This is a genomic window from Acinetobacter sp. BIGb0196, assembly GCF_011759595.1.
In the GTDB taxonomy this organism is placed as follows: domain Bacteria; phylum Pseudomonadota; class Gammaproteobacteria; order Pseudomonadales; family Moraxellaceae; genus Acinetobacter; species Acinetobacter guillouiae.
In genome coordinates, this window is sequence record NZ_JAAOZA010000001.1 from 272,258 (window position 1) to 292,739 (window position 20,482).

General features: G+C 41.1%; 34 protein-coding genes and 1 pseudogene. 33 read left to right on the forward strand and 2 right to left on the reverse strand.

The genetic code is table 11. From position 1 onward, the window contains the following. Positions 1-214 precede the first annotated feature (214 nt). Positions 215-1,405, reverse strand: a complete 1,191-nt coding sequence (locus FHR28_RS01180; RefSeq protein ID WP_166781781.1) for a PLP-dependent transferase — start codon at positions 1,403-1,405, stop codon at positions 215-217. A gap of 180 nt (positions 1,406-1,585) precedes the next feature. Between FHR28_RS01180 and FHR28_RS01185 the strand changes: the two genes are divergently transcribed. From FHR28_RS01185 to FHR28_RS01330, 30 genes and pseudogenes are all read left to right on the forward strand, one after another. After that, entirely contained in the window at positions 1,586-2,311 is a 726-nt protein-coding gene (locus tag FHR28_RS01185; protein ID WP_004816865.1) for a type 1 glutamine amidotransferase, read from the forward strand. Positions 2,312-2,585: 274 nt separating this feature from the next. Then, complete coding sequence (gene rpsJ / locus FHR28_RS01190) at positions 2,586-2,897, forward strand: 30S ribosomal protein S10 (RefSeq protein ID WP_004725677.1); 312 nt, start codon at positions 2,586-2,588, stop codon at positions 2,895-2,897. 61 nt (positions 2,898-2,958) lie between these two features. Beyond that, a complete protein-coding gene (rplC, locus tag FHR28_RS01195) occupies positions 2,959-3,597 on the forward strand; it encodes a 50S ribosomal protein L3 (protein ID WP_004816868.1) in 639 nt (212 codons plus the stop codon). An 11-nt stretch (positions 3,598-3,608) separates the two neighbouring features. Further along, on the forward strand, positions 3,609-4,211 hold the full coding sequence (gene rplD / locus FHR28_RS01200) for a 50S ribosomal protein L4 (RefSeq protein WP_004816870.1): 603 nt from the start codon (positions 3,609-3,611) through the stop codon (positions 4,209-4,211). Then, entirely contained in the window at positions 4,208-4,528 is a 321-nt protein-coding gene (rplW, locus tag FHR28_RS01205; RefSeq protein ID WP_004725684.1) for a 50S ribosomal protein L23, read from the forward strand. The genes rplD and rplW overlap by 4 nt, the downstream gene beginning before the upstream one ends. Positions 4,529-4,539: 11 nt before the next feature. Beyond that, positions 4,540-5,364, forward strand: a complete 825-nt coding sequence (rplB, locus tag FHR28_RS01210) for a 50S ribosomal protein L2 (protein ID WP_004725686.1) — start codon at positions 4,540-4,542, stop codon at positions 5,362-5,364. A 19-nt stretch (positions 5,365-5,383) separates the two neighbouring features. After that, positions 5,384-5,659 (forward strand): 30S ribosomal protein S19, encoded by a 276-nt coding sequence (gene rpsS, locus FHR28_RS01215; RefSeq protein ID WP_004281508.1) that lies wholly within the window; start codon positions 5,384-5,386, stop codon positions 5,657-5,659. A gap of 9 nt (positions 5,660-5,668) precedes the next feature. Further along, on the forward strand, positions 5,669-5,998 hold the full coding sequence (rplV, locus tag FHR28_RS01220; protein ID WP_004816873.1) for a 50S ribosomal protein L22: 330 nt from the start codon (positions 5,669-5,671) through the stop codon (positions 5,996-5,998). Between the two features lies 1 nt (position 5,999). Next, positions 6,000-6,816 (forward strand): annotated as a pseudogene (gene rpsC / locus FHR28_RS01225) (30S ribosomal protein S3). Beyond that, positions 6,756-7,169 carry a 50S ribosomal protein L16 gene (gene rplP, locus FHR28_RS01230; protein WP_004725694.1) on the forward strand — a complete coding sequence of 138 codons (414 nt, stop codon included), beginning with the start codon at positions 6,756-6,758 and terminating at the stop codon, positions 7,167-7,169. The pseudogene rpsC and the gene rplP overlap by 61 nt, the downstream one beginning before the upstream one ends. Next, entirely contained in the window at positions 7,169-7,366 is a 198-nt protein-coding gene (gene rpmC, locus FHR28_RS01235; protein WP_004725696.1) for a 50S ribosomal protein L29, read from the forward strand. Before rplP ends, rpmC begins: the two co-directional genes overlap by 1 nt. After that, positions 7,363-7,620 (forward strand): 30S ribosomal protein S17, encoded by a 258-nt coding sequence (gene rpsQ, locus FHR28_RS01240; RefSeq protein WP_004725698.1) that lies wholly within the window; start codon positions 7,363-7,365, stop codon positions 7,618-7,620. Before rpmC ends, rpsQ begins: the two co-directional genes overlap by 4 nt. Positions 7,621-7,712: 92 nt before the next feature. Beyond that, positions 7,713-8,081, forward strand: a complete 369-nt coding sequence (rplN, locus tag FHR28_RS01245; protein ID WP_004725701.1) for a 50S ribosomal protein L14 — start codon at positions 7,713-7,715, stop codon at positions 8,079-8,081. Between the two features lie 11 nt (positions 8,082-8,092). Further along, positions 8,093-8,410, forward strand: coding sequence for a 50S ribosomal protein L24 (rplX, locus tag FHR28_RS01250; protein WP_004725703.1), 318 nt, complete (start codon positions 8,093-8,095; stop codon positions 8,408-8,410). Positions 8,411-8,426: 16 nt separating this feature from the next. Beyond that, on the forward strand, positions 8,427-8,963 hold the full coding sequence (gene rplE, locus FHR28_RS01255; protein ID WP_004725705.1) for a 50S ribosomal protein L5: 537 nt from the start codon (positions 8,427-8,429) through the stop codon (positions 8,961-8,963). Positions 8,964-8,972: 9 nt separating this feature from the next. Further along, a complete protein-coding gene (gene rpsN, locus FHR28_RS01260; protein WP_004725707.1) occupies positions 8,973-9,278 on the forward strand; it encodes a 30S ribosomal protein S14 in 306 nt (101 codons plus the stop codon). A 13-nt stretch (positions 9,279-9,291) separates the two neighbouring features. Then, positions 9,292-9,687 (forward strand): 30S ribosomal protein S8, encoded by a 396-nt coding sequence (rpsH, locus tag FHR28_RS01265; RefSeq protein WP_004725709.1) that lies wholly within the window; start codon positions 9,292-9,294, stop codon positions 9,685-9,687. 13 nt (positions 9,688-9,700) lie between these two features. After that, positions 9,701-10,234, forward strand: a complete 534-nt coding sequence (gene rplF, locus FHR28_RS01270) for a 50S ribosomal protein L6 (RefSeq protein ID WP_004725711.1) — start codon at positions 9,701-9,703, stop codon at positions 10,232-10,234. 14 nt (positions 10,235-10,248) lie between these two features. Further along, complete coding sequence (gene rplR, locus FHR28_RS01275) at positions 10,249-10,599, forward strand: 50S ribosomal protein L18 (RefSeq protein WP_004725713.1); 351 nt, start codon at positions 10,249-10,251, stop codon at positions 10,597-10,599. Positions 10,600-10,601: 2 nt separating this feature from the next. Continuing rightward, positions 10,602-11,099, forward strand: coding sequence for a 30S ribosomal protein S5 (rpsE, locus tag FHR28_RS01280; RefSeq protein WP_004725715.1), 498 nt, complete (start codon positions 10,602-10,604; stop codon positions 11,097-11,099). Between the two features lie 6 nt (positions 11,100-11,105). Continuing rightward, a complete protein-coding gene (gene rpmD / locus FHR28_RS01285; RefSeq protein ID WP_004725717.1) occupies positions 11,106-11,282 on the forward strand; it encodes a 50S ribosomal protein L30 in 177 nt (58 codons plus the stop codon). Positions 11,283-11,285: 3 nt separating this feature from the next. Next, positions 11,286-11,726 carry a 50S ribosomal protein L15 gene (rplO, locus tag FHR28_RS01290; protein ID WP_004725719.1) on the forward strand — a complete coding sequence of 147 codons (441 nt, stop codon included), beginning with the start codon at positions 11,286-11,288 and terminating at the stop codon, positions 11,724-11,726. A gap of 45 nt (positions 11,727-11,771) precedes the next feature. Next, positions 11,772-13,091: a preprotein translocase subunit SecY gene (secY, locus tag FHR28_RS01295; RefSeq protein ID WP_171066869.1), complete on the forward strand. Its 1,320-nt coding sequence runs from the start codon at positions 11,772-11,774 to the stop codon at positions 13,089-13,091. 21 nt (positions 13,092-13,112) lie between these two features. Continuing rightward, positions 13,113-13,229, forward strand: coding sequence for a 50S ribosomal protein L36 (gene rpmJ, locus FHR28_RS01300; RefSeq protein WP_000867907.1), 117 nt, complete (start codon positions 13,113-13,115; stop codon positions 13,227-13,229). 107 nt (positions 13,230-13,336) lie between these two features. Further along, complete coding sequence (gene rpsM / locus FHR28_RS01305; protein WP_004725722.1) at positions 13,337-13,693, forward strand: 30S ribosomal protein S13; 357 nt, start codon at positions 13,337-13,339, stop codon at positions 13,691-13,693. A 19-nt stretch (positions 13,694-13,712) separates the two neighbouring features. Continuing rightward, positions 13,713-14,099: a 30S ribosomal protein S11 gene (gene rpsK, locus FHR28_RS01310; RefSeq protein ID WP_001040166.1), complete on the forward strand. Its 387-nt coding sequence runs from the start codon at positions 13,713-13,715 to the stop codon at positions 14,097-14,099. Between the two features lie 12 nt (positions 14,100-14,111). Then, the gene (gene rpsD, locus FHR28_RS01315) at positions 14,112-14,735 is read left to right on the forward strand and encodes a 30S ribosomal protein S4 (protein WP_004725725.1); all 624 of its coding nucleotides are present in this window, start codon (positions 14,112-14,114) and stop codon (positions 14,733-14,735) included. Between the two features lie 17 nt (positions 14,736-14,752). After that, entirely contained in the window at positions 14,753-15,760 is a 1,008-nt protein-coding gene (locus FHR28_RS01320; protein WP_004816876.1) for a DNA-directed RNA polymerase subunit alpha, read from the forward strand. An 18-nt stretch (positions 15,761-15,778) separates the two neighbouring features. Next, positions 15,779-16,144, forward strand: a complete 366-nt coding sequence (gene rplQ, locus FHR28_RS01325; RefSeq protein WP_004281488.1) for a 50S ribosomal protein L17 — start codon at positions 15,779-15,781, stop codon at positions 16,142-16,144. Positions 16,145-16,343: 199 nt separating this feature from the next. Then, positions 16,344-17,834, forward strand: a complete 1,491-nt coding sequence (locus FHR28_RS01330; RefSeq protein ID WP_166781782.1) for a flavin-containing monooxygenase — start codon at positions 16,344-16,346, stop codon at positions 17,832-17,834. Between the two features lie 161 nt (positions 17,835-17,995). Here FHR28_RS01330 and FHR28_RS01335 read toward each other — a convergent pair whose 3' ends face one another. Then, positions 17,996-19,168, reverse strand: a complete 1,173-nt coding sequence (locus FHR28_RS01335) for an acyl-CoA dehydrogenase family protein (protein ID WP_004725731.1) — start codon at positions 19,166-19,168, stop codon at positions 17,996-17,998. Between the two features lie 180 nt (positions 19,169-19,348). Here FHR28_RS01335 and FHR28_RS01340 point away from each other — a divergent pair, with 180 nt between their 5' ends. The 3 genes from FHR28_RS01340 (at position 19,349) to FHR28_RS01350 (ending at position 20,361) form a co-directional block, all read left to right on the forward strand. Continuing rightward, the gene (locus tag FHR28_RS01340) at positions 19,349-19,606 is read left to right on the forward strand and encodes a succinate dehydrogenase assembly factor 2 (RefSeq protein ID WP_004725733.1); all 258 of its coding nucleotides are present in this window, start codon (positions 19,349-19,351) and stop codon (positions 19,604-19,606) included. A 163-nt stretch (positions 19,607-19,769) separates the two neighbouring features. Next, a complete protein-coding gene (locus FHR28_RS01345; protein WP_004725735.1) occupies positions 19,770-19,997 on the forward strand; it encodes a hypothetical protein in 228 nt (75 codons plus the stop codon). 202 nt (positions 19,998-20,199) lie between these two features. Beyond that, complete coding sequence (locus FHR28_RS01350) at positions 20,200-20,361, forward strand: hypothetical protein (RefSeq protein WP_004725737.1); 162 nt, start codon at positions 20,200-20,202, stop codon at positions 20,359-20,361. Positions 20,362-20,482 lie beyond the last annotated feature (121 nt).

Consider the following 20,482-nt stretch of genomic DNA (forward strand, 5'->3'; position numbering starts at 1 on the left):
GATGTTGTAAATCTGTTTTTATTGTTGAATATGAATGTAGGGGGAGTGCGGATTATGTCTTGAAATGCACAGGAAATAAGTGAAATCTAAAAATGATCTTTCCACTTAATAATCTCCGCTATTAATCGTGTTTAGATGTGAGTATAGGGCCCTTGCCATCACTTGATATAGCAGAGACCCAGATATTATGTATTAAGTATGCTTACTTGAAATATTAAGCCTGAATGACTTGAAGTGCTTTTTGAATATCTTGGATTAAATCGTCTGGATGTTCTAAGCCAATACAGAAACGAACCAATAGACCTTGCTGTAGATGTGCGCGTTCTAAATGACGCATGTCAGTCAGATTATAAATCATAACTAAGCTGACAGGACCGCCCCAACTAAAACCAAGTTTAAATAAAGATAAATGATCACAAAACTTTCGGATTTTGTTTATATCAAACTCAGGTTTAAAAATAACACTAACAAGACCAGCACTTTGTCCTGTTTGGCAGGTTTGGTTCCAATAGGTATGGCTTATATTGTCAGAATCCGCAGGGTGTAAAACTTGGGCAAACGCATTTTGATTCTTTAACCAATTTAAAATCTTTAGAGCACTTTGAGACTGATGCTCATAACGAATTTGCATTGAGGCCAAACTGCGTTGTACTTGTGCAGCATCATCACCTGAAATCGCGATACCTTGAATGGCGTGCATACGGAACAGCTTATGATGTAAAGCTTTATCTTGAGTGACCACAGATCCCATTAAAATATCACCACCACCACTCGGGTATTTGGTTAAGGCGTGTACACTGATATCTACACTTAAATGTTCATGACTAAAATTAAAGGCATTAAACGCTAGGCCAGCTCCCCAGGTATTGTCCAAAGCCGTGAGGATATTTTTTGCTTTGGCTTTTTTGACTAAATTAACAAGATCAGGAAATTCAAGTGTGACTGAACCTGCGGCTTCTAACCAAATCAGTTTGGCATTTTCATTGGGTTGGAATGTGTCTGCATCGATAGGATTATAAACTTGAACGATAATGCCATAACTTTTTTCAAGATGACGTAGATGTTCCATGTTGGGACCATAGATATTGTCAGCGACCCAGACTTCATCTCCATGACTTAAAAAACATGAATTGACTAGATTAATCGCAGATAAACCACTGGGCGCAAGCAAGCAATATTCACCACCTTCTATTTGGGCAATCTGATCGCCTAAGGTAAACGTTGTCGGTGTGCCATGTGTGCCGTAACTATAGTCATAACGATCTGTCCAATGGCGATTAAATAGTGCATCGGTATTTTCAAATATAATTGTTGACGCACGAAATAGGGGAGGCTGTATTGTATTTATATATTGTGGTGCTTTACGAGAAGAATGAATTAAAGCAGTAACTGGTTTTTGTTTCACAGGAATACTCAATTTTTGTTAATAGCTGGACTAAAGTAAGCAAAACATAATCGCTCAGTGACGAAAAGCAATAAATTGTGAAAAATAATAAATAAAATTGATATTGGCTTCATTTTTGCATTTATCCAACTATGTTTTGTGATTTGTAGCGTAATTGATACAACAAGAATAGGTGATAACATGAAAAAACTTAAAGTGCATTATTTTCAGCATATTGCAGGTGAAGGCTTTGGTAGCTGTTATGAGTATTTAAAAGCAATGGGCGCAGAAATTACTGCAACAGAATTTTTTGCTTTACCCACAGATTCACAATTAGAAATAGAAGCTTTGCCGCATGTCAATGATGTGGATTTACTCATCATTATGGGTGGGGAAATGAGTGTAAATGATGAAGCCAACTATCCTTGGTTAAAGGTCGAAAAACGATGGATTCGCCGTTATTTGGCTTCGGAAAAGCCCGCAATCGGGTTGTGTTTGGGTGGGCAGTTGATAGCCAATGCTCTAGGTGCCAATGTTCGGCGTAATACTGTGCAAGAGATTGGCTGGACCTTGGTTAATAAAAGCAACCATGTGCCAGAAGATTATTTCCAATTGCCTGAGCGGGTCAATGTCATGCAATGGCATAGTGAGACCTTTGATATTCCTAAAGGCGCAATTCGTTTGGCGGAGAATCCAGCATGTCCCAACCAACTTTATCAAATTGGCAAAAATGTATTGGGGTTTCAGTTCCATCCAGAAATCACCCCGCATAGCCTAAAAATCTTCATTGAGCATGAAGAAGAAGATATGGTGTTTAGTGGAGTACACAGTCAATCATTATTGAAGCTAAAAAAATCGCAACAAACGGATTATGTGATTGGGAATCAGTTGCTCAATCATGCGATTGACTACGTTTTAAGGGTTTAAGCTGGTGTTTAAATAATAAGCGCTTTATTTATAATTAATTACTCAAAAAAAGGTAAAAATGTCCAAATAAGTTTGCTTAAGTGTTAAACAATCGTTATAATGAGCGACCCTCCGATATGGTGGGGTGAATGGCGAAGAAAGTCATTCAGATCGTTACAGTCGTGGCATCGATCACGACCTTAGTGATTTTCACTGCCTTTGACACTTACCTTATTTAGTGGGGTGAGATGCGTCAAGGGTGATTCTTTATATATTTGGCTTGGAGTTAACTGGTATGTCTAACCAGAGAATTCGTATCCGTCTTAAGTCTTTTGATCATCGTTTAATTGATCAATCTTCTCAAGAGATCGTAGAAACAGCAAAACGTACTGGCGCACAAGTGTGTGGTCCAATTCCGATGCCTACTCGCATCGAACGTTTTAACGTTTTAACATCACCACACGTGAACAAAGATGCGCGTGACCAATATGAAATCCGCACATATAAACGTTTGATCGACATCGTTCAACCTACAGATAAAACTGTAGATGCGTTGATGAAGTTGGATCTTGCAGCTGGTGTTGATGTTCAGATCGCATTGGGTTAAGGCTTTCGGTTAATTAACGCTCTATAAGTTAATTAGGCCGCTTTTTTAGAGGTTTATGCACATGGCTATTGGTTTAGTCGGTCGCAAGTGCGGTATGACACGTATCTTTACAGATGCTGGTGTTTCTGTGCCTGTAACAGTGATTGAGGTTGATCCTAACCGTATCACTCAAATCAAAACGCTTGAAACTGATGGTTATCAAGCGATTCAAATCACTACTGGTGAACGTCGCGAATCTCGCGTAACAAATGCTCAGAAAGGTCACTTTGCGAAAGCTGGTGTTGCTGCTGGTCGTTTAGTTAAAGAATTCCGCGTTGCAGAAGCTGATCTTGAAGGTCGTGAAGTTGGTGGCACTATCGGTGTTGATTTGTTCGCAGTAGGTCAAGTTGTTGACGTTACTGGTCAGTCAAAAGGTAAAGGCTTCCAGGGTGGTGTTAAGCGTTGGAACTTCCGTACGCAAGATGCTACACATGGTAACTCAGTATCTCACCGTGTAATTGGTTCTACAGGTCAAAACCAGACTCCTGGTCGCGTGTTCAAAGGCAAAAAAATGCCTGGTCACTTAGGTGATGATCGCGTAACTGTACAAGGTCTTGAAATTGTATCTATCGACGCAGAACGTTCAGTTCTTGTTGTTAAAGGTGCGATTCCTGGTGCTACTGGTGGCGACGTTATCGTTCGTCCTACGATCAAGGCCTGAGGGGAAATAACGTGAATTTAAAAACTGTTTCCGGCTCTGCTGTTGAATTGTCTGAAGTTGCTTTCGGACGTGAATTTAATGAAGCTCTTGTACACCAAGTTGTTACAGCTTATTTAGCTGGTGGTCGTCAAGGCTCTAAAGCTCAGAAGTCACGTGCAGACGTTTCTGGCGGTGGTAAAAAACCATTCCGTCAAAAAGGTACTGGCCGCGCTCGTGCTGGTTCTATTCGTAGCCCAATCTGGGTTGGTGGTGGTAAAACTTTTGCTGCTCGTCCACAAGATTGGTCTCAAAAAGTAAACCGCAAAATGTACCGCGGTGCAATGCAATGTATCTTAGCTGAACTTGTTCGCCAAGATCGTCTTGTATTGGTTGAAGAGTTTGCAGTTGAAGCTCCAAAAACTAAAGAATTGCTTGCAAAACTAAACGGCTTGAACGCTACTCGCGCATTAATCGTTACTGAAGCTGTAGATGAAAATCTATATTTAGCTGCTCGTAACCTTCCACACGTTGATGTGGTTGATGCTGCTGGGATCGATCCTGTTGGCTTGATCGCGTTTGATAAAGTTGTTATGTCTGTTGCGGCTGCTAAGAAGATTGAGGTAGAACTCGGATGAACAACGAACGTATCTATCAAGTCCTAAAAGGGCCTGTTTTTTCAGAAAAAGCACAAGTTCTAGGCGAAACTGCTGGTGTTCAAGTTTTTAAAGTTGCTATCGATGCAAACAAACTTGAAATCAAAAAAGCAGTAGAGCAATTATTTGGTGTAGAAGTTGTTAAAGTTAACACGACTATCACTAAAGGTAAGACTAAACGCTTTGGTAAAACATTAGGACGTCGTTCTGATGTTAAAAAAGCATACGTCACCCTGAAAGCTGGCCAAGATGTTGAAATGGCTGACTTGGGCGATACCGCTGAAAGCACAGCGGAATAAGGACGAAAATTATGCCAATTCAAAAATGTAAGCCAACGTCTCCAGGACGTCGCTTTGTAGAGAAGGTGGTTCATAATCATCTTCACAAAGGCGCGCCTTATGCACCGTTGGTTGAAGCTAAAAAACGTACTGGTGGTCGTAATAATAACGGTCACATTACAACTCGTCACGTTGGTGGTGGTCATAAACAAAACTACCGTATCGTTGACTTCAAACGTAACAAAGACGGCATCCCTGCTGTAGTTGAACGTATTGAATACGATCCTAACCGTACATCACATATTGCTTTATTGAAATATGCTGACGGTGAACGTCGTTATATTATTGCTGCTAAAGGCTTACGTGCTGGCGATAAAGTACAATCTGGTAACGATGCTCCAATTCGTCCAGGTAACTGCTTACCGCTTCGTAATATGCCTATCGGTTCTACATTACATAACATTGAGCTTAAAATCGGTAAAGGTGCACAATTAGTGCGTTCTGCTGGTACTTCTGCTCAGTTGTTGGGTCGTGACGGTTCTTACGCAATCATTCGTCTTCGTTCAGGCGAAATGCGTAAAGTACACGTTGAATGTCGCGCTGTGTTAGGTGAAGTATCTAACTCAGAAAGCAACCTTCGTTCACTTGGTAAAGCAGGTGCTGCACGCTGGCGTGGTGTTCGTCCTACCGTTCGTGGTATGGCGATGAACCCAGTTGACCATCCACATGGTGGTGGTGAAGGGCGTAACAAAGGTATTCAACCTGTAAGCCCATGGGGTCAAAAAGCTAAAGGGTACAAAACTCGTACCAATAAGCGTACGACTAAGATGATCATTCGCGACCGTCGCGTTAAGTAACAAGTAAAGGAATCTGACAATGCCTCGTTCTCTGAAAAAAGGCCCATTCGTCGATGCGCACTTGTTCGCTAAGGTTGAAGCGGCTATTGCGGCTAATAACCGTAAGCCGATCAAAACTTGGTCGCGTCGTTCGATGATCCTCCCGGATTTTGTTGGTTTAACAATTTCTGTACATAATGGTCGTAACCATGTTCCAGTGATCGTATCTGAACATATGGTTGGTCACAAACTCGGTGAATTCGCGCCAACTCGTACCTATCGTGGTCACGGTGTTGACAAGAAGTCTAAACGTTAAGGTGCTATGATGGAAGTTACTGCTAAATTACGCGGTGCCGCTATCTCGGCACAAAAAACTCGTTTGGTTGCAGACCTAATCCGTGGCAAATCTATTGCTCACGCGCTTAATATCTTAAACTTCAGCAACAAAAAAGCTGCAGTTGTAGTGAAAAAAGCATTGGAATCTGCAATTGCAAACGCTGAACACAATAACAGTTTAGATGTAGACGACCTTAAGGTTACTACGATTTACGTTGATGAAGGCACTAGCCTTAAACGTATTATGCCACGTGCTAAAGGCCGTGCAGATCGTATTACTAAGCGTACTTGTCACATTACCGTTAAGGTAGGGGTTTGATATGGGTCAGAAGGTTCATCCAATCGGTATCCGCCTTGGTGTTGTAAAACGTCATAACGCCAACTGGTATGCGAGTCCGAAACAATACGCTGAATACTTGCTTAAAGATCTTCAAGTTCGTGAGTTTTTAACTAAAAAACTTAAAAGCGCGATGATCAGCAATATTCTTATCGAACGTCCTACAGGCGCTGCTAAAGTAACAATTAGCACTGCTCGTCCAGGTATCGTTATCGGTAAAAAAGGCGAAGACATTGAGAAATTACAGCGTGAACTTACCAAGATTATGGGTGTTCCAGCGCAAGTAAGCATCAACGAAATCGATCGCCCAGACTTAGACGCTCGTTTAGTTGCTGAAGCAATTGCTTCACAATTAGAGAAACGTGTAATGTTCCGTCGTGCTATGAAGCGTGCGGTTCAAAACACTATGCGTGCTGGTGCTAAAGGTATCAAAGTTGAAGTTTCTGGTCGTTTAGGTGGTGCAGAAATTGCACGTACTGAATGGTATCGTGAAGGTCGTGTACCTTTACATACACTTCGTGCTGACATCGACTATGCAACTATGCGCGCTGAAACTACTTACGGTACGATTGGTGTTAAAGTTTGGATTTTCCGTGGCGAGATCTTAGGTGGCATGAAACAAGTCATGAACCCTGCTCCTGCTGAAGAACGTCCAGCTAAACGCGGTCGCGGTCGTGGTGAAGGTCAAGAGCGTCGTGGTCGTCGCAATGATCGTTCTGCTGAAAAAGGAGAATAATCCATGTTGCAACCTAAACGTACTAAATTCCGTAAGGTGCAAAAAGGCCGTAACACTGGTCTAGCGCATCGTGGTAGCACAGTATCTTTCGGTACAATCGCACTTAAATCTGTTGAGCGTGGTCAAATGACTGCTCGTCAAATCGAAGCTGCGCGTCGTACAATTAGCCGTCGTGTTAAACGTGGTGGTAAGATCTTTATCCGTGTTTTCCCAGACAAACCAATTACTGAAAAACCATTAGAAGTTCGTATGGGTAAAGGTAAAGGTTCTGTGGAATACTGGGTTTGCCAAATCAAACCAGGTAAGATCTTGTACGAAATGGATGGTGTTAGTGAAGAATTGGCACGCGAAGCGTTTACGCTTGCAGCTGCTAAGCTTCCATTTAAAACCACTATCGTTACTAAGACGGTGATGTAATGAAAACTAAAGATCTACGTGAAAAATCGGTAGAAGAGTTGGCAGCTTTGCTTGATGAGCAACAGCTTAACCAATTCCGTCTTCGTATGGCGAAAGCAACTGGTCAATTGGGTAAATCGCATGAAGTTGCGTTAACTCGTAAGACTATTGCTCGTATCAAGACCCTCCTTACCGAAAAACAGGGGAACGCACAATGAGTGAGCAAACAGTTCGCACGTTAACAGGCAAAGTAGTAAGTGACAAAATGGACAAGTCTATTGTTGTACTTATTGAACGCCGCGTTCAACACCCGTTGTATGGCAAATCAATCCGCCGTTCAACAAAATTACACGCTCATGATGAGAACAACACTGCTAAAACTGGCGATGTTGTAACCATTAAAGAAAGCCGCCCAATTTCAAAAACTAAAGCTTGGACTTTAGTGGAAGTTATTGAAGCAGCTGCTGAGTAATTAGACGTTCTTGTTGCATCATCGGTCAATTTCGAGTACTCTTTGAGCCTTTCGAAATTGCGACCGGTGATGCTCGGTTTTGGAGTAGGGCAATGATTCAGACCGAAAGTATGCTAGACGTAGCAGACAACAGTGGTGCTCGCCGCGTACAATGTATTAAAGTACTTGGTGGTTCACATCGTCGTTATGCTTCTGTTGGCGACATTATTAAAGTTACTGTAAAAGAAGCAATTCCGCGTGGCCGTGTTAAAAAAGGTGACGTGATGAATGCAGTTGTAGTTCGTACTAAATTCGGTATTCGTCGTCCAGACGGTTCTGTGATCCGTTTCGATGATAATGCTGCAGTTATCTTGAACAACAACAAGGCTCCGATTGCCACTCGTATTTTCGGACCAGTGACTCGTGAACTTCGTACTGAACAGTTCATGAAAATCATTTCATTGGCTCCTGAAGTTCTATAATAGAGGCAATCATGGCTAAGATTAGAAAAGGCGATCAAGTAATTGTGATCGCAGGTAAAGAAAAAGGCAAACAGGGTACTGTTTTGTCTGTTTCAAATGACCAAGTTAAGGTTGAAGGCCTTAATTTAGTTAAGAAGCATCAAAAGCCGAACCGTGCAACAGGTGCTGAAGGCGCTATTGTTACACAAGAAGCTTCGCTTCATATTTCAAACGTGGCAGTTTTTAATGCTGCAACCCAAAAGGCTGACCGTGTTGGTTACCAAGTGATTGAAGGCGTGAAAACTCGCGTTTACAAATCAAATGGTGAATCAGTGGCGGTAGCGAAGTAATAGGTTGAACTAGGCTATGGCCAGACTTAAAACACGTTATAACGACGAAATCCGAGCTAAGTTGAAAGAAGAACTTGGTTTGGGCAATGTGATGGAAATTCCTCGCATTACTAAAATCACCATCAACATGGGTGTTGGTGCGGCTTCAGCTGACAAGAAATTGTTAGATGGCGCTTTGGCGGATATGCAAGCTATTGCTGGTCAAAAACCAGTTCTTACATTAGCGCGCAAATCAATCGCTGGTTTTAAAATCCGTGATGGTTGGCCGATTGGTTGTAAAGTAACTTTACGCGGCGAACAAATGTACGAATTCTTAGACCGTTTGATCTCTATCGCTATCCCTCGTATTCGTGACTTCCGCGGTTTTTCTGCGAAATCATTCGATGGTCGTGGTAATTATTCAATGGGTCTCAAGGAACAAATTATGTTCCCTGAAATCGATTTTGATAAGATCGATCGTATTCGTGGTATGGATATTACTATCACTACGACTGCTCGTACTGATGACGAAGGCCGTGCGCTAATCCGTGCATTCGGCTTCCCGTTCAAATAAGAGGTCGATATGGCTAAGAAAAGTATGATTAATCGCGAATTGAAACGCGAAACTACAGTTGCTAAATACGCTGCAAAACGTGCTGAATTAAAAGCTACGATTGCAAACGTAAATGCATCTGATGAGGAACGTTTCGAAGCGATGATGAAGTTACAAGCATTACCACGTAATGCGTCTCCAGTACGTCTTCGTAACCGTTGTGGTTTAACTGGTCGTCCTCATGGTTACTTCCGTAAGTTCGGCTTAAGCCGTAACAAATTACGTGACACAGTAATGCAGGGTGATGTACCGGGCGTTGTTAAGGCAAGCTGGTAAGGAGCGACTATAAATGAGTATGCAAGATACCGTTGCCGACATGCTAACACGTGTTCGTAACGCACAAATGGCAAAGAAACAAACTGTTTCTATGCCTAATTCTAAGTTGAAAGTTGCAATTGCAAACGTACTTCAACAAGAAGGTTACATTTCAAATGTAGAAGTTGCTGATCTTGAAGGCAAAGCTACTTTGACAATTACTTTAAAATATTTTGAAGGCAAACCAGTTATCGAAACTGTGAAACGCGTAAGCCGTCCAGGTCTACGTCAGTATCGCGGTAAAGATGCACTTCCGAGCGTTAAGCAAGGTTTAGGTATTGCAATTGTTTCTACAAGCAAAGGCATCATGACTGATCGCGCTGCACGTGCTGCAGGCGTTGGTGGTGAAGTTATTGCTTTTGTTTCTTAATAGGTGATTCCTCATGTCTCGTGTGGCTAAAGCCCCAGTAACTGTACCTAACGGTGTAGCAGTTACTCAGAACGGCCGGCAGGTCGAAGTGAAAGGCAGCAAAGGTACGTTGTCTTTCAACCTGCATGCGCTGGTCGAGCTTAAACAGGAAGAAGGTCAACTTCATATTGCTCCAGTTAAAGAATCTCGCGATTCTTGGATGCAAGCTGGTACTGCTCGCGCTGTTCTTAATAACCTTGTAAAAGGTGTTAATGAAGGCTTCGAACGTAAGTTACAACTTATCGGTGTTGGTTATAAAGCTGCGGTTAAAGGTACAGTTGTGAACCTTAACCTTGGTTATTCTCACCCGATTGATTACGCTCTTCCTGAAGGTGTAACTGCTGAAACTCCGACTGCTACTGAAATCATTTTGAAATCAGCTAACAAGCAATTGTTAGGTCAAGTTGCTGCAGAAATCCGTGGTTATCGTCCACCAGAGCCGTATAAAGGTAAAGGTGTTCGCTATTCTGACGAAGTTGTTCTTCGTAAAGAAGCTAAGAAGAAATAAGGCGCGAGGTTCTTATGAACGAAAAGAAACAATCCCGTTTGCGTCGTGCGAAAAGCACACGCTTGCACATTCGTGCATTGGGTGCGACTCGCTTGTGTGTAAACCGCACGCCGCGTCACATCTATGCTCAAGTTATTTCTGCAGATGGTGGCAAAGTATTAGCGCAAGCTTCTACTTTGGATGCATCTTTACGTAGCGGAACTACAGGTAATGTAGATTCAGCTACTAAAGTAGGTGCTTTAATCGCAGAACGTGCAAAGGCTGCTGGTGTAACTAAAGTTGCATTTGACCGTTCTGGTTTTAAATATCATGGTCGTATCAAAGCCTTGGCTGATGCTGCTCGTGAAAACGGCTTGGAGTTCTAATCATGGCTAAAGTTGAACAAAACGAAGGTCTTGTTGAAAAGCTGGTTGCCGTTGATCGTGTAGCCAAAGTTGTTAAGGGTGGTCGTATCTTCTCTTTCACAGCATTAACTGTTGTGGGTGATGGTAATGGTCGTGTAGGTTTTGGTCGCGGTAAAGCGCGTGAAGTTCCAGCTGCTATTTCTAAAGCACTTGAAGCTGCACGCCGCAACATGATCACTGTTGATCTTGTTGATGGTACTGTACAACATCCTATTCATGCTCGTCATGGCGCTAGCCGTGTTTACATGCAACCTGCATCTGAAGGTACTGGCGTAATCGCTGGTGGTTCTATGCGCGCAGTTTTAGAAGCTGCTGGTGTACGTAACGTATTGACGAAATGTTATGGTTCTACTAACGCGGCTAACGTTGTAAATGCAACTTTTAATGGTTTACGTGATATGACGTCTCCTGAGAAAGTTGCTGCTAAACGTGGTCTTTCAGTAGAACAAATTTTAGGGTAATCAATCATGAAAACGATTAAAGTTACCCAGACTAAATCTTCTTCGCATCGTTTGAAAAATCACAAACTTTGCCTACAAGGTTTAGGTCTGCGTCGTATTGGTCATACAGTAGAAGTAATAGATACACCTTCTAACCGTGGTATGATCAACAAAGTCTACTATATGGTTAGTGTAGAGGAATAAGCCATGACTCTGCGTTTAAATGAGCTTGCACCTGCTGAAGGTGCAAAACGTGATAATCGTCGTTTAGGCCGTGGTATCGGTTCTGGTGTCGGTAAGACTGGTGGCCGTGGTGTCAAAGGTCAGAAATCACGTAAAAGTGGTGGCGTTCGTCCAGGCTTTGAAGGTGGTCAAACTGCGTTATATCGTCGTTTACCTAAATTCGGTTTCACAAGCCAATTGGCTTTGAAAACTGCTGAAGTACGTTTGTCTGAACTTGCTAAAGTTGAAGGTGATATTATTTCACTTGAAACTTTGAAAGCTGCGAATGTTGTACGTAAAGATATGTTGCGTGCTCGTGTTGTTCTTTCTGGTGAAATCACTCGTGCATTCACTGTTCAAGGTGTTGCATTGACTAAAGGCGCTAAAGCTGCTCTTGAAGCTGCTGGCGGTAAAGTCGAGGAGTAATCGCGAGTGACTATGTCTCCTAGTTCTTCAGGTCATGTTAACATGATGAAAGGTCAACCATTTCATGTGAAATATCGTGAAATTATTCGCCGATTAATGTTCTTGATTGGTGCATTGGTAGTCTTTCGACTAGGAGCGCATATTCCGCTGCCAGGTATTGATAATGTTGCTCTAGAACGTTTTTTCAAAGCTAATGAAGGTACTTTTTTAGGTTTGTTTAACATGTTCTCGGGTGGAGCATTAGAACGAATGTCCATTCTGGCGTTAGGTATCATGCCGTACATTTCTGCATCTATTATTGTGCAGTTGATGTCGACCGTGGTGCCTTCGTTAGAAGCATTGAAGAAAGAAGGCGAGCAAGGTAAGCGTAAGATTAATCAATATACGCGCTACGGCACCCTTTTACTTGCATTAGTCCAAGGTATCGGGATGTGTGCTGGTCTAATCAGTCAAGGTATTACTTTGACTTCAGGACTTGCTTTTTACATTCCAGCGCTAACATCGTTAGTTGCAGGTACCATGTTCTTAATGTGGTTAGGTGAGCAAATTACTGAACGTGGTGTTGGTAACGGTATCTCAATGATTATCTTTGCAGGTATTGTTGCTGGTTTACCAAACTTAGTGATCCAAGCATTTACTTCGGTAGATAATGGCCAATCAAGTTTAATTGGTTTGGCTATCTTTGGATTGCTATCAGTTGCTGTTTTAGCAGCGATTGTGTTTATTGAAAAAGCTCAACGTCGTATACCTGTGAACTATGCTCAAAAACAGCAAGGTCGTCGTGTATTCACTGCACAGCAAACGCATTTGCCATTGAAGATCAACATGGCAGGGGTTATTCCAGCAATTTTCGCAAGTTCGTTATTGTTGTTCCCTGCAAGTTTAGGTCAATGGTTAGGCAGTGCTGATCCAAATGCAGGAATTGTAAAACGTAGCCTACAAGATTTGGCATTGGTATTATCGCCTGGACAACCGTTGTATTTAGTGCTCTTCGGTGCGTTAATTATCTTTTTCTGTTATTTCTATACGGCGCTTGTTTTTAGCCCGAAAGAAGTATCAGAGAACTTGAAACGCAGTGGAGCTTATGTACCTGGTATTCGCCCAGGTGAGCAAACTGCTCGTTACTTAGATCATATTCTTAATCGTTTGACGTTTATTGGTGCAATCTACATTACAGTCATCTGTTTAATGCCGATGATTTTACAAAGTTCTTTTGGTATTCCATTCCATTTGGGTGGTACCTCATTACTTATCGTAGTTGTTGTTGTTATGGACTTTATGGCTCAGCTTCAAGCCCATTTGACATCACATCAGTATGACGATCAATCGTTAATGAGAAAAACGACTGCTCATCCTAAGGGATAAGCGCACTTAGAAGGTTTCATCATGAAAGTACAAGCTTCTGTAAAGAAAATTTGTGGTAGCTGTAAAGTTATCCGTCGTAATGGGGTTATTCGCGTAATTTGCAGCGCAGAACCTCGTCATAAGCAGCGTCAAGGTTAATTTAATTAAGACCTGTTGATTTCAGTAGGCTAATTAGGTTATTATCCGCCCCTCAAGATTTTTGTGGGGCGGTTGATTATCTCTACTGCCTTTTTGGAGAAATTTGAATGGCTCGTATTGCCGGTGTAAACATTCCGGATAACAAGCATGCTGTTATCTCTCTCACGTATATTTTTGGTATTGGCCGCCACACAGCTAAAAACATTTTAGCTGCTGCAGGTATTACGACTACTACTAAAATTCGTGAATTAGATGATGCTCAGCTTGATGCGATTCGTGCAGAAGTTGCTAAGGTTCCGACCGAAGGTGACTTACGTCGCGAAATTTCCATGAACATTAAACGTTTAATGGATTTAGGCTGCTACCGCGGTCTTCGTCATCGTCGCAGCTTGCCTGTTCGCGGACAACGCACCAAAACTAACGCACGTACCCGTAAAGGTCCGCGCAAACCTATTAAGAAATAAGATTTCTGGAAGCTAAAAGATGGCTAAAGATACTCGCACACGCAAGAAGGTCACTCGTACCGTCTCTGAAGGTGTTGCACACATTCACGCTTCTTTTAATAACACCATTGTTACGATTACTGATCGTCAAGGTAATGCATTGGCTTGGGCTACTTCAGGTGGACAAGGCTTCCGTGGATCACGTAAATCAACTCCGTTTGCTGCTCAGGTAGCTGCTGAAGTTGCTGGTAAAGCTGCTTTAGATTACGGTTTGAAAAACTTGGACGTCCTTGTAAAAGGTCCTGGTCCAGGTCGTGAATCTGCGGTTCGTGCATTAGGTGCAGTGGGTTATAAAATTAACAGCATTACCGATGTGACACCGATTCCGCACAACGGTTGCCGTCCACCTAAAAAACGTCGCGTGTAAGGAGAAACATTCATGGCTCGTTATATTGGTCCAAAATGCAAACTCTCTCGCCGCGAAGGGACAGACCTGCAATTAAAATCTGGCGTTAAACCATTTGACGTCAAAACAAAAAAATCTGCTAAAGCTCCTGGTCAACATGGCCAAAGCCGTGCTAAACAATCAGAGTATTCACTACAATTACGTGAAAAACAAAAAGTACGTCGTATGTACGGTGTTTTAGAGCGTCAATTTAGTAACTACTACAAAGAAGCTGCTCGTGTTAAAGGCGCAACAGGTGAAAACTTGTTGAAATTGCTTGAAAGCCGCCTCGATAACGTTGTTTATCGCATGGGTTTTGGTTCTACACGTGCAGAAGCTCGTCAGCTGGTATCTCACCGTTCAATCACTTTAAATGGTCGTCGTGTTAACATCGCGTCTATCCAAGTTAAAGCGGGCGACGTGATTGCAGTTCACGAAAGCGCTAAACAACAATTACGTATCAAAAACGCAATTGAATTAGCTGCTCAACGTGGAACAGCTGCTTGGATTGAAGTAGATCATTCAAAACTTGAAGGTACATTTAAAGCTGCACCAGATCGTTCTGATTTACCTGCTGAAATCAACGAAAGCTTGATTGTAGAATTGTATTCTAAATAATCCTTGAGGTAGCAATAATGACGCGTACTGCAAACGAGTTTCTAACTCCGCAAGCGATCAAGGTCGAAGCGGCAAGCGGGACCTCGGCAAAAGTGATTCTTGAACCATTAGAGCGTGGCTTTGGTCATACTCTTGGTAATGCTTTACGTCGCATCCTTTTGTCTTCTTTACCTGGCGCAGCCGTGGTTGAAGTAGAGATAGAGGGTGTCGAGCACGAGTACAGTACTTTAGAAGGCTTGCAGCAGGACATCGTCGAGCTCTTGCTGAACCTAAAAGGATTGTCTATTAAGCTGTTCGATCAAAACGAAGCATATTTGACATTGGAAAAACAAGGTCCTGGCGATGTAACTGCTGCTGACCTTCGTTTACCACATAATGTTGAAGTGGTTAACCCTGAACATCTGATTGGTACTTTAAGTGCTTCAGGCTCATTAAAAATGCGCTTGAAAGTTTCTCAAGGTCGTGGTTATGAAACTTCTGACTCACGTTTCCCTGAAGGCGAAACGCGTCCTGTAGGTCGTCTACAGTTAGATGCTTCTTATAGCCCGATTAAACGTGTGTCTTACACAGTTGAAAATGCTCGTGTAGAACAACGTACTGACCTTGATAAGCTCGTCATTGATCTTGAAACGAATGGAACTGTAGATCCTGAAGAAGCTATCCGCAAAGCGGCAACAATCTTGCAACAACAAATTGCAATTTTTGTTGATCTTCAGAAAGATCAAGCTCCAGTTGCTCAAGAGCCACGTGAAGAAGTTGATCCAATCTTGCTTCGTCCAGTTGATGATCTAGAGCTTACTGTTCGTTCTGCTAACTGTTTGAAAGCAGAAAATATTTACTACATTGGTGATCTAGTACAGCGTACTGAGGTTGAGTTGCTTAAAACTCCTAACCTTGGTAAAAAATCGCTTACTGAGATCAAAGATGTTCTGGCTTCTAAGGGCTTACAGCTCGGCATGCGTTTAGAGAACTGGCCACCAGCTAGTCTCCGTATGGACGATCGTTTCGCCTATCGTAGCCGTTAATTAAGTAGGACTATCACCATGCGTCATCGTAATAGTGGTGTGAAATTAGGCCGTACCAGCAGCCATCGTAAAGCGATGTTTCAAAACATGGCTAATTCTTTGTTTGAGCATGAGTTAATTAAAACTACTGTGCCTAAAGCAAAAGAGTTACGTCGTGTAGCTGAGCCTTTAATCACTTTAGCTAAAAACGATACTGTAGCAAACCGTCGTTTGGCGTTTGCTCGTACTCGTTCAGCAGCAACAGTTGGTAAATTATTTACCGTTCTTGGCCCTCGTTACAAAGAACGTAACGGCGGTTATCTACGTGTTCTTAAAGCTGGTTTCCGTGCAGGTGATGCTGCACCGATGGCTTATGTAGAACTTGTGGATCGTGAAGTAAACTAATTACTCACGTCACAGAACAATCGGTTGTTCGAAAAAGGTCGGTGTTTCACCGGCCTTTTTTTATGCCTTTTTGTTGGACAATTTATGGTTTTGTCCCAAATTGACTTAAATTTCGTCAGAAAAATGCAAACTTGACATTGCGTATTGTCAGATTTGTGCTTTAATAAAAAAGTACTCTTAAAAAGGTTATAAAAACAACATGGAAAAGCAAGTTGATATTCTTATCGTTGGTGCAGGTATCTCTGGTATTGGTGTAGCTGCGCATATTTCAAAACACTCACCACAACGTTCATTTGAAATTATTGAGCGTCGTGAGAGCTTCGGTGGTACTTGGGATTTATTTAAATATCCTGGTATCCGTTCCGATTCAGATATGTCTACTTTTGGGTTTAATTTTAAACCATGGCAAAAAGCCAATGTCTTGGCAGATGGTGCTTCGATTAAAGGTTATGTTGCTGAAGTTGTCGATGAATTTAAATTAAAAGATAAAATTCATTTTAATCAGCGTGTACGTACTGCAAATTATGATTCTTCAATTAAAAAATGGGTCGTACAAATTGAAGATGAAAATCAAAAACTCAATACGTGGGTTGCAAACTTTGTAATCGGATGTACGGGTTATTATAATTATGACCAAGGTTATCAACCTGATTATCCAGGTAAAAATGATTTTAAAGGCGAATTTATTAACCCACAATTTTGGCCTGAAAACTTAGATTATTCGGGTAAAAAAGTGGTGATTATTGGTAGTGGTGCAACAGCTATTACCTTAGTGCCTGCGATGTCAAAAGGTGGAGCAGGGCATGTGACCATGTTGCAACGTTCACCAACATATATTGCTTCAATCCCATCTATTGATTTTGTTTATGACAAAATGCGTAAGGTTTTACCTGAAGATGTGGCATATAAGTTAACCCGTGCACGTAATATTGGTATGCAACGCGGTATCTATGCGCTTGCACAAAAACAACCGAAGTTACTGCGTAAGTTCTTACTCAAATCGATTGAAATGCAATTAAAAGGTAAAGTGGATATGAAACACTTTACCCCAACATATAATCCATGGGATCAGCGTTTATGTGTTGTGCCAGATGGTGACTTATTTAAAATTTTACGTTCTGGTAAAGCCAGCGTTGAAACAGATCAAATTGAGAAAATTACCGCAACAGGTATCCAGTTAAAATCTGGTAAGCATTTAGATGCGGATATCATCGTTTCAGCAACAGGTTTAGAAATCCAAATCTTGGGTGGTATCAAAGCTACAATTGATAATAAGCCAATGAATACATCTCAGCATATGCTGTATCAAGGTGTGATGGTTAGCGATGTGCCAAATATGGCAATGATCATTGGTTATATCAACGCGTCATGGACATTAAAAGTTGATATTGCAGGTGAGTATATTTGCCGTCTTGTAAATTATATGGACAAGAAAGGCTATGACGAAGTTATTCCTCAAGGTGATGCAACTGAATTGATGGAAGATACGGTGATGGGCAGTTTAAGTTCAGGTTATATTGCCCGCGCAGCGGATGTGATGCCAAAACAAGGTAAGCATGCACCTTGGAAAGTGTCGAATAACTATTTAGCAGATCGTAAAGAACTTAAAAATGCCAAGTTTGAAGATGGCGTTTTAAAATTTCATAAGCGTGAAGCACAACTCGCAAAAAAGCCTAAACTAGTTTCTTAATCAAACCTAGAAATCACTCAACTAAGAAATAGCAAAATAAACAAGCTATGAAATAAACAAGGAGCGAAAGCTCCTTTTTATTGCAACAGGAAAATTGATTTAAAAAGAATGCTTGGCAATAGAAAAAGGAGCCAAAGCTCCTTTAACTGTCATGAGATAAATTATAAAGAACGGGAAATCAGTTCTTTCATAATCTCGTTTGTACCTGCATAAATACGATTTGCCCGATTATCGATATAAGCACGTGCAATTGGATATTCCAGCATATAACCATACCCACCATGTAATTGAAGGCATTCATCAACCACATTAGAGAATACTTCTGAAATTTTGTATTTTGCGGCAGCTGCAGCATCAACACCTAATGTACCTTCAAGTTGTAATTCCATACAACGGTCGAGGTAAGCACGGCAGAAATCAATTTCTGTGCGCATTTCAGCAAGTTTAAAACGTGTATTTTGAAAAGCACCGATCGGTTTACCAAACGCTTTACGGTCTTTGGTATATTGAACGGTATGTGCTAGCGCTGCTTCTGCGCCTGCTTGACAGATAATCGCGACCAGCATACGTTCCCATGCCAACTCTTTCATCAGCATGATAAAACCCATGCCTTCCATACCCAATAAATTTTCTTTTGGCACACGAACATCTTCAAAGAACAATTCGCAAGTATCTTGTCCTTTCATACCAATTTTATTGAGTGGTTTTCCTTTGCTAAAGCCAGCACGGTCAGCTTCAACGATAATCAAAGATAGGTTGGCAGAACCTTTCTCTGAACTGCCTGTTTTACATACGACAATTGCCATATCGCATAGATAACCATTGGTAATAAAGATCTTAGAACCATTGATTACATATTCATCCCCATCTAAAACAGCGGTGGTGCGAACACCTTGTAGGTCTGAGCCTGTTCCTGGTTCTGTCATCGCAATGGCTGTGACGGTTTCTCCAGAAGCCATTTTAGCAATCCAATGTTTTTTCTGCTCTTCATTACCAAAGTTGTTGATGTAGTTGGCAACAATATCCGAGTGCAAAGAAAAACCTGTAGAAGAATCCATTGCATAGGCTTGTTCTTCAATCAGAATCATACTGTAGAGGCGATCTACGCCATAGCCACCATATTCTTCAGGCATAGTCGCACAGAGCAGACCCATTTCACCTGCTTTGTTCCATAAATCGCGATCTACATGTTGTTGCTGTTCATATTTAGCAATATTTGGCACAACTTCTTTTTCATAAAATTTACGTACTGTTTCACGAAAAGCATCGTGATCGGAATTAAACAATTTACGAGGCAACATATTGGTTAAAGGTCGGATAGCACCTGATTGCATTTTTATAATATCCATATGAGTTTTAGTGAGTTGAAATTATGTGAATTGCTTATTTGTCGCAATGAGATGAATGCTCAAAACTCATTTTTAAATGATGAATTTGGTCATTTAGAAGAATTTAGCGAGAAATTGATCGGGAATAGGGTAAACTAAGTCAGAATTAACCATTGGGGGAAAATGATGTCAGAAGAACTTACTTTAGAAGAACGTAAAGTGATTTATCGTGCTCGTCGCGGTTTAAAAGAGATTGATGTATATTTTGACCCATACGTAAAACAATATTACTTAGAAGCAAGTGCGCAAGAAAAAGCCTTGTTTAAAGAGTTAGTTGATCAGGAAGACCCAGATTTATTGGATTGGTTTATGGAAGTTTCAGAGCCACCTCGACCTGAACTCAGAAGCTTGATCAATAAACTTAAAGATTATGTCCACGGATGAGTTAAAAACTCACCAACTATATCAAATCAAACCCAGTCGTATTGCACTGGGTTTTCAGCTTTTGTGTTTAACAATTATTTTTATAGTGCTGTACTCCATTATCACTGTATGGATAAGTGTATTACTGCTGTTGTTGGCATGCTTCAGTCTAAAAAGATTTAGAATGCGTCCACAAGTCCGAAGTTTAGAACATTTTGACTTAGATCAGTGGACCCTACAATATGAGGATTCCAATCAAATTCATCATGTACAAATTCAGCAAATGATTGATCATCGATTTTATATCGCAGTGTATTTTTGTGAGAAAAACAATAAAAGTTTAATCATTTGGCAAGATCAAGTGAGCAAAATACAGTGGAAATCTTTAAAATCTCGGGTTAAATTAAGTTAATTGTCTAACAAGTATAAAAAATATAATTTTAATTTAATTTAAATAAAACATAACCTTATTTAGATTTTTGCTTATTTAATATTCATTGTTAGACCAAATATATACAAAATAGCGCAATTGTAAAATTGTCCGACAATTATCTCTGTAAAAATCTGATCTTGCATGTAAATTAAAACTACCAACAGCGAGGAGGAATTTCCAAATGGGTGAAATTCATACGTTTTGGTTCTTAGTGGTTGCAATTGTTTTTGCAATTATATTTGGAAGACTAGGAACTATGCTGAGGGAACAGATTGAGAAAGCTAACGCTAACAGTGTTAACGGTAGCAAATTTAAAAGACTTAAAACCAATAAACTCTCTTAAAGAGTTTACCTTTTAACAAGTAGCATGTGCTGAACCGTCGCAATGCTACTTTTTTTTGCTTAAAATTTGTATAAAAACCAGATCAGGTCAATTGAATACTTTCTATATTGTGGCAAATTCT

Excerpts from the sequence above, each read along its gene's own strand:
- rpsM (WP_004725722.1), top strand. The coding sequence starts at position 13,337 with ATGGCTCGTATTGCCGGTGTAAACATTCCGGATAACAAGCATGCTGTT.
- FHR28_RS01340 (WP_004725733.1), top strand. The coding sequence starts at position 19,349 with ATGTCAGAAGAACTTACTTTAGAAGAACGTAAAGTGATTTATCGTGCT.
- rplP (WP_004725694.1), top strand. The coding sequence starts at position 6,756 with ATGTTGCAACCTAAACGTACTAAATTCCGTAAGGTGCAAAAAGGCCGT.
- FHR28_RS01185 (WP_004816865.1), top strand. The coding sequence starts at position 1,586 with ATGAAAAAACTTAAAGTGCATTATTTTCAGCATATTGCAGGTGAAGGC.
- rplB (WP_004725686.1), top strand. The coding sequence starts at position 4,540 with ATGCCAATTCAAAAATGTAAGCCAACGTCTCCAGGACGTCGCTTTGTA.
- FHR28_RS01345 (WP_004725735.1), top strand. The coding sequence starts at position 19,770 with ATGCGTCCACAAGTCCGAAGTTTAGAACATTTTGACTTAGATCAGTGG.
- rplX (WP_004725703.1), top strand. The coding sequence starts at position 8,093 with ATGGCTAAGATTAGAAAAGGCGATCAAGTAATTGTGATCGCAGGTAAA.
- FHR28_RS01320 (WP_004816876.1), top strand. The coding sequence starts at position 14,753 with ATGACGCGTACTGCAAACGAGTTTCTAACTCCGCAAGCGATCAAGGTC.
- rpmJ (WP_000867907.1), top strand. The coding sequence starts at position 13,113 with ATGAAAGTACAAGCTTCTGTAAAGAAAATTTGTGGTAGCTGTAAAGTT.
- rpsK (WP_001040166.1), top strand. The coding sequence starts at position 13,713 with ATGGCTAAAGATACTCGCACACGCAAGAAGGTCACTCGTACCGTCTCT.
- rpmC (WP_004725696.1), top strand. The coding sequence starts at position 7,169 with ATGAAAACTAAAGATCTACGTGAAAAATCGGTAGAAGAGTTGGCAGCT.
- FHR28_RS01335 (WP_004725731.1), bottom strand. The coding sequence starts at position 19,168 with ATGCAATCAGGTGCTATCCGACCTTTAACCAATATGTTGCCTCGTAAA.
- FHR28_RS01350 (WP_004725737.1), top strand. The coding sequence starts at position 20,200 with ATGGGTGAAATTCATACGTTTTGGTTCTTAGTGGTTGCAATTGTTTTT.
- rpsD (WP_004725725.1), top strand. The coding sequence starts at position 14,112 with ATGGCTCGTTATATTGGTCCAAAATGCAAACTCTCTCGCCGCGAAGGG.
- rplN (WP_004725701.1), top strand. The coding sequence starts at position 7,713 with ATGATTCAGACCGAAAGTATGCTAGACGTAGCAGACAACAGTGGTGCT.
- rpsQ (WP_004725698.1), top strand. The coding sequence starts at position 7,363 with ATGAGTGAGCAAACAGTTCGCACGTTAACAGGCAAAGTAGTAAGTGAC.
- rplV (WP_004816873.1), top strand. The coding sequence starts at position 5,669 with ATGGAAGTTACTGCTAAATTACGCGGTGCCGCTATCTCGGCACAAAAA.
- rpsH (WP_004725709.1), top strand. The coding sequence starts at position 9,292 with ATGAGTATGCAAGATACCGTTGCCGACATGCTAACACGTGTTCGTAAC.
- rpsJ (WP_004725677.1), top strand. The coding sequence starts at position 2,586 with ATGTCTAACCAGAGAATTCGTATCCGTCTTAAGTCTTTTGATCATCGT.
- rpmD (WP_004725717.1), top strand. The coding sequence starts at position 11,106 with ATGAAAACGATTAAAGTTACCCAGACTAAATCTTCTTCGCATCGTTTG.
- rpsS (WP_004281508.1), top strand. The coding sequence starts at position 5,384 with ATGCCTCGTTCTCTGAAAAAAGGCCCATTCGTCGATGCGCACTTGTTC.
- rplC (WP_004816868.1), top strand. The coding sequence starts at position 2,959 with ATGGCTATTGGTTTAGTCGGTCGCAAGTGCGGTATGACACGTATCTTT.
- rplQ (WP_004281488.1), top strand. The coding sequence starts at position 15,779 with ATGCGTCATCGTAATAGTGGTGTGAAATTAGGCCGTACCAGCAGCCAT.
- secY (WP_171066869.1), top strand. The coding sequence starts at position 11,772 with ATGAAAGGTCAACCATTTCATGTGAAATATCGTGAAATTATTCGCCGA.
- rplF (WP_004725711.1), top strand. The coding sequence starts at position 9,701 with ATGTCTCGTGTGGCTAAAGCCCCAGTAACTGTACCTAACGGTGTAGCA.
- rplO (WP_004725719.1), top strand. The coding sequence starts at position 11,286 with ATGACTCTGCGTTTAAATGAGCTTGCACCTGCTGAAGGTGCAAAACGT.
- rplR (WP_004725713.1), top strand. The coding sequence starts at position 10,249 with ATGAACGAAAAGAAACAATCCCGTTTGCGTCGTGCGAAAAGCACACGC.
- rplW (WP_004725684.1), top strand. The coding sequence starts at position 4,208 with ATGAACAACGAACGTATCTATCAAGTCCTAAAAGGGCCTGTTTTTTCA.
- FHR28_RS01330 (WP_166781782.1), top strand. The coding sequence starts at position 16,344 with ATGGAAAAGCAAGTTGATATTCTTATCGTTGGTGCAGGTATCTCTGGT.
- rpsE (WP_004725715.1), top strand. The coding sequence starts at position 10,602 with ATGGCTAAAGTTGAACAAAACGAAGGTCTTGTTGAAAAGCTGGTTGCC.
- rplE (WP_004725705.1), top strand. The coding sequence starts at position 8,427 with ATGGCCAGACTTAAAACACGTTATAACGACGAAATCCGAGCTAAGTTG.
- rpsN (WP_004725707.1), top strand. The coding sequence starts at position 8,973 with ATGGCTAAGAAAAGTATGATTAATCGCGAATTGAAACGCGAAACTACA.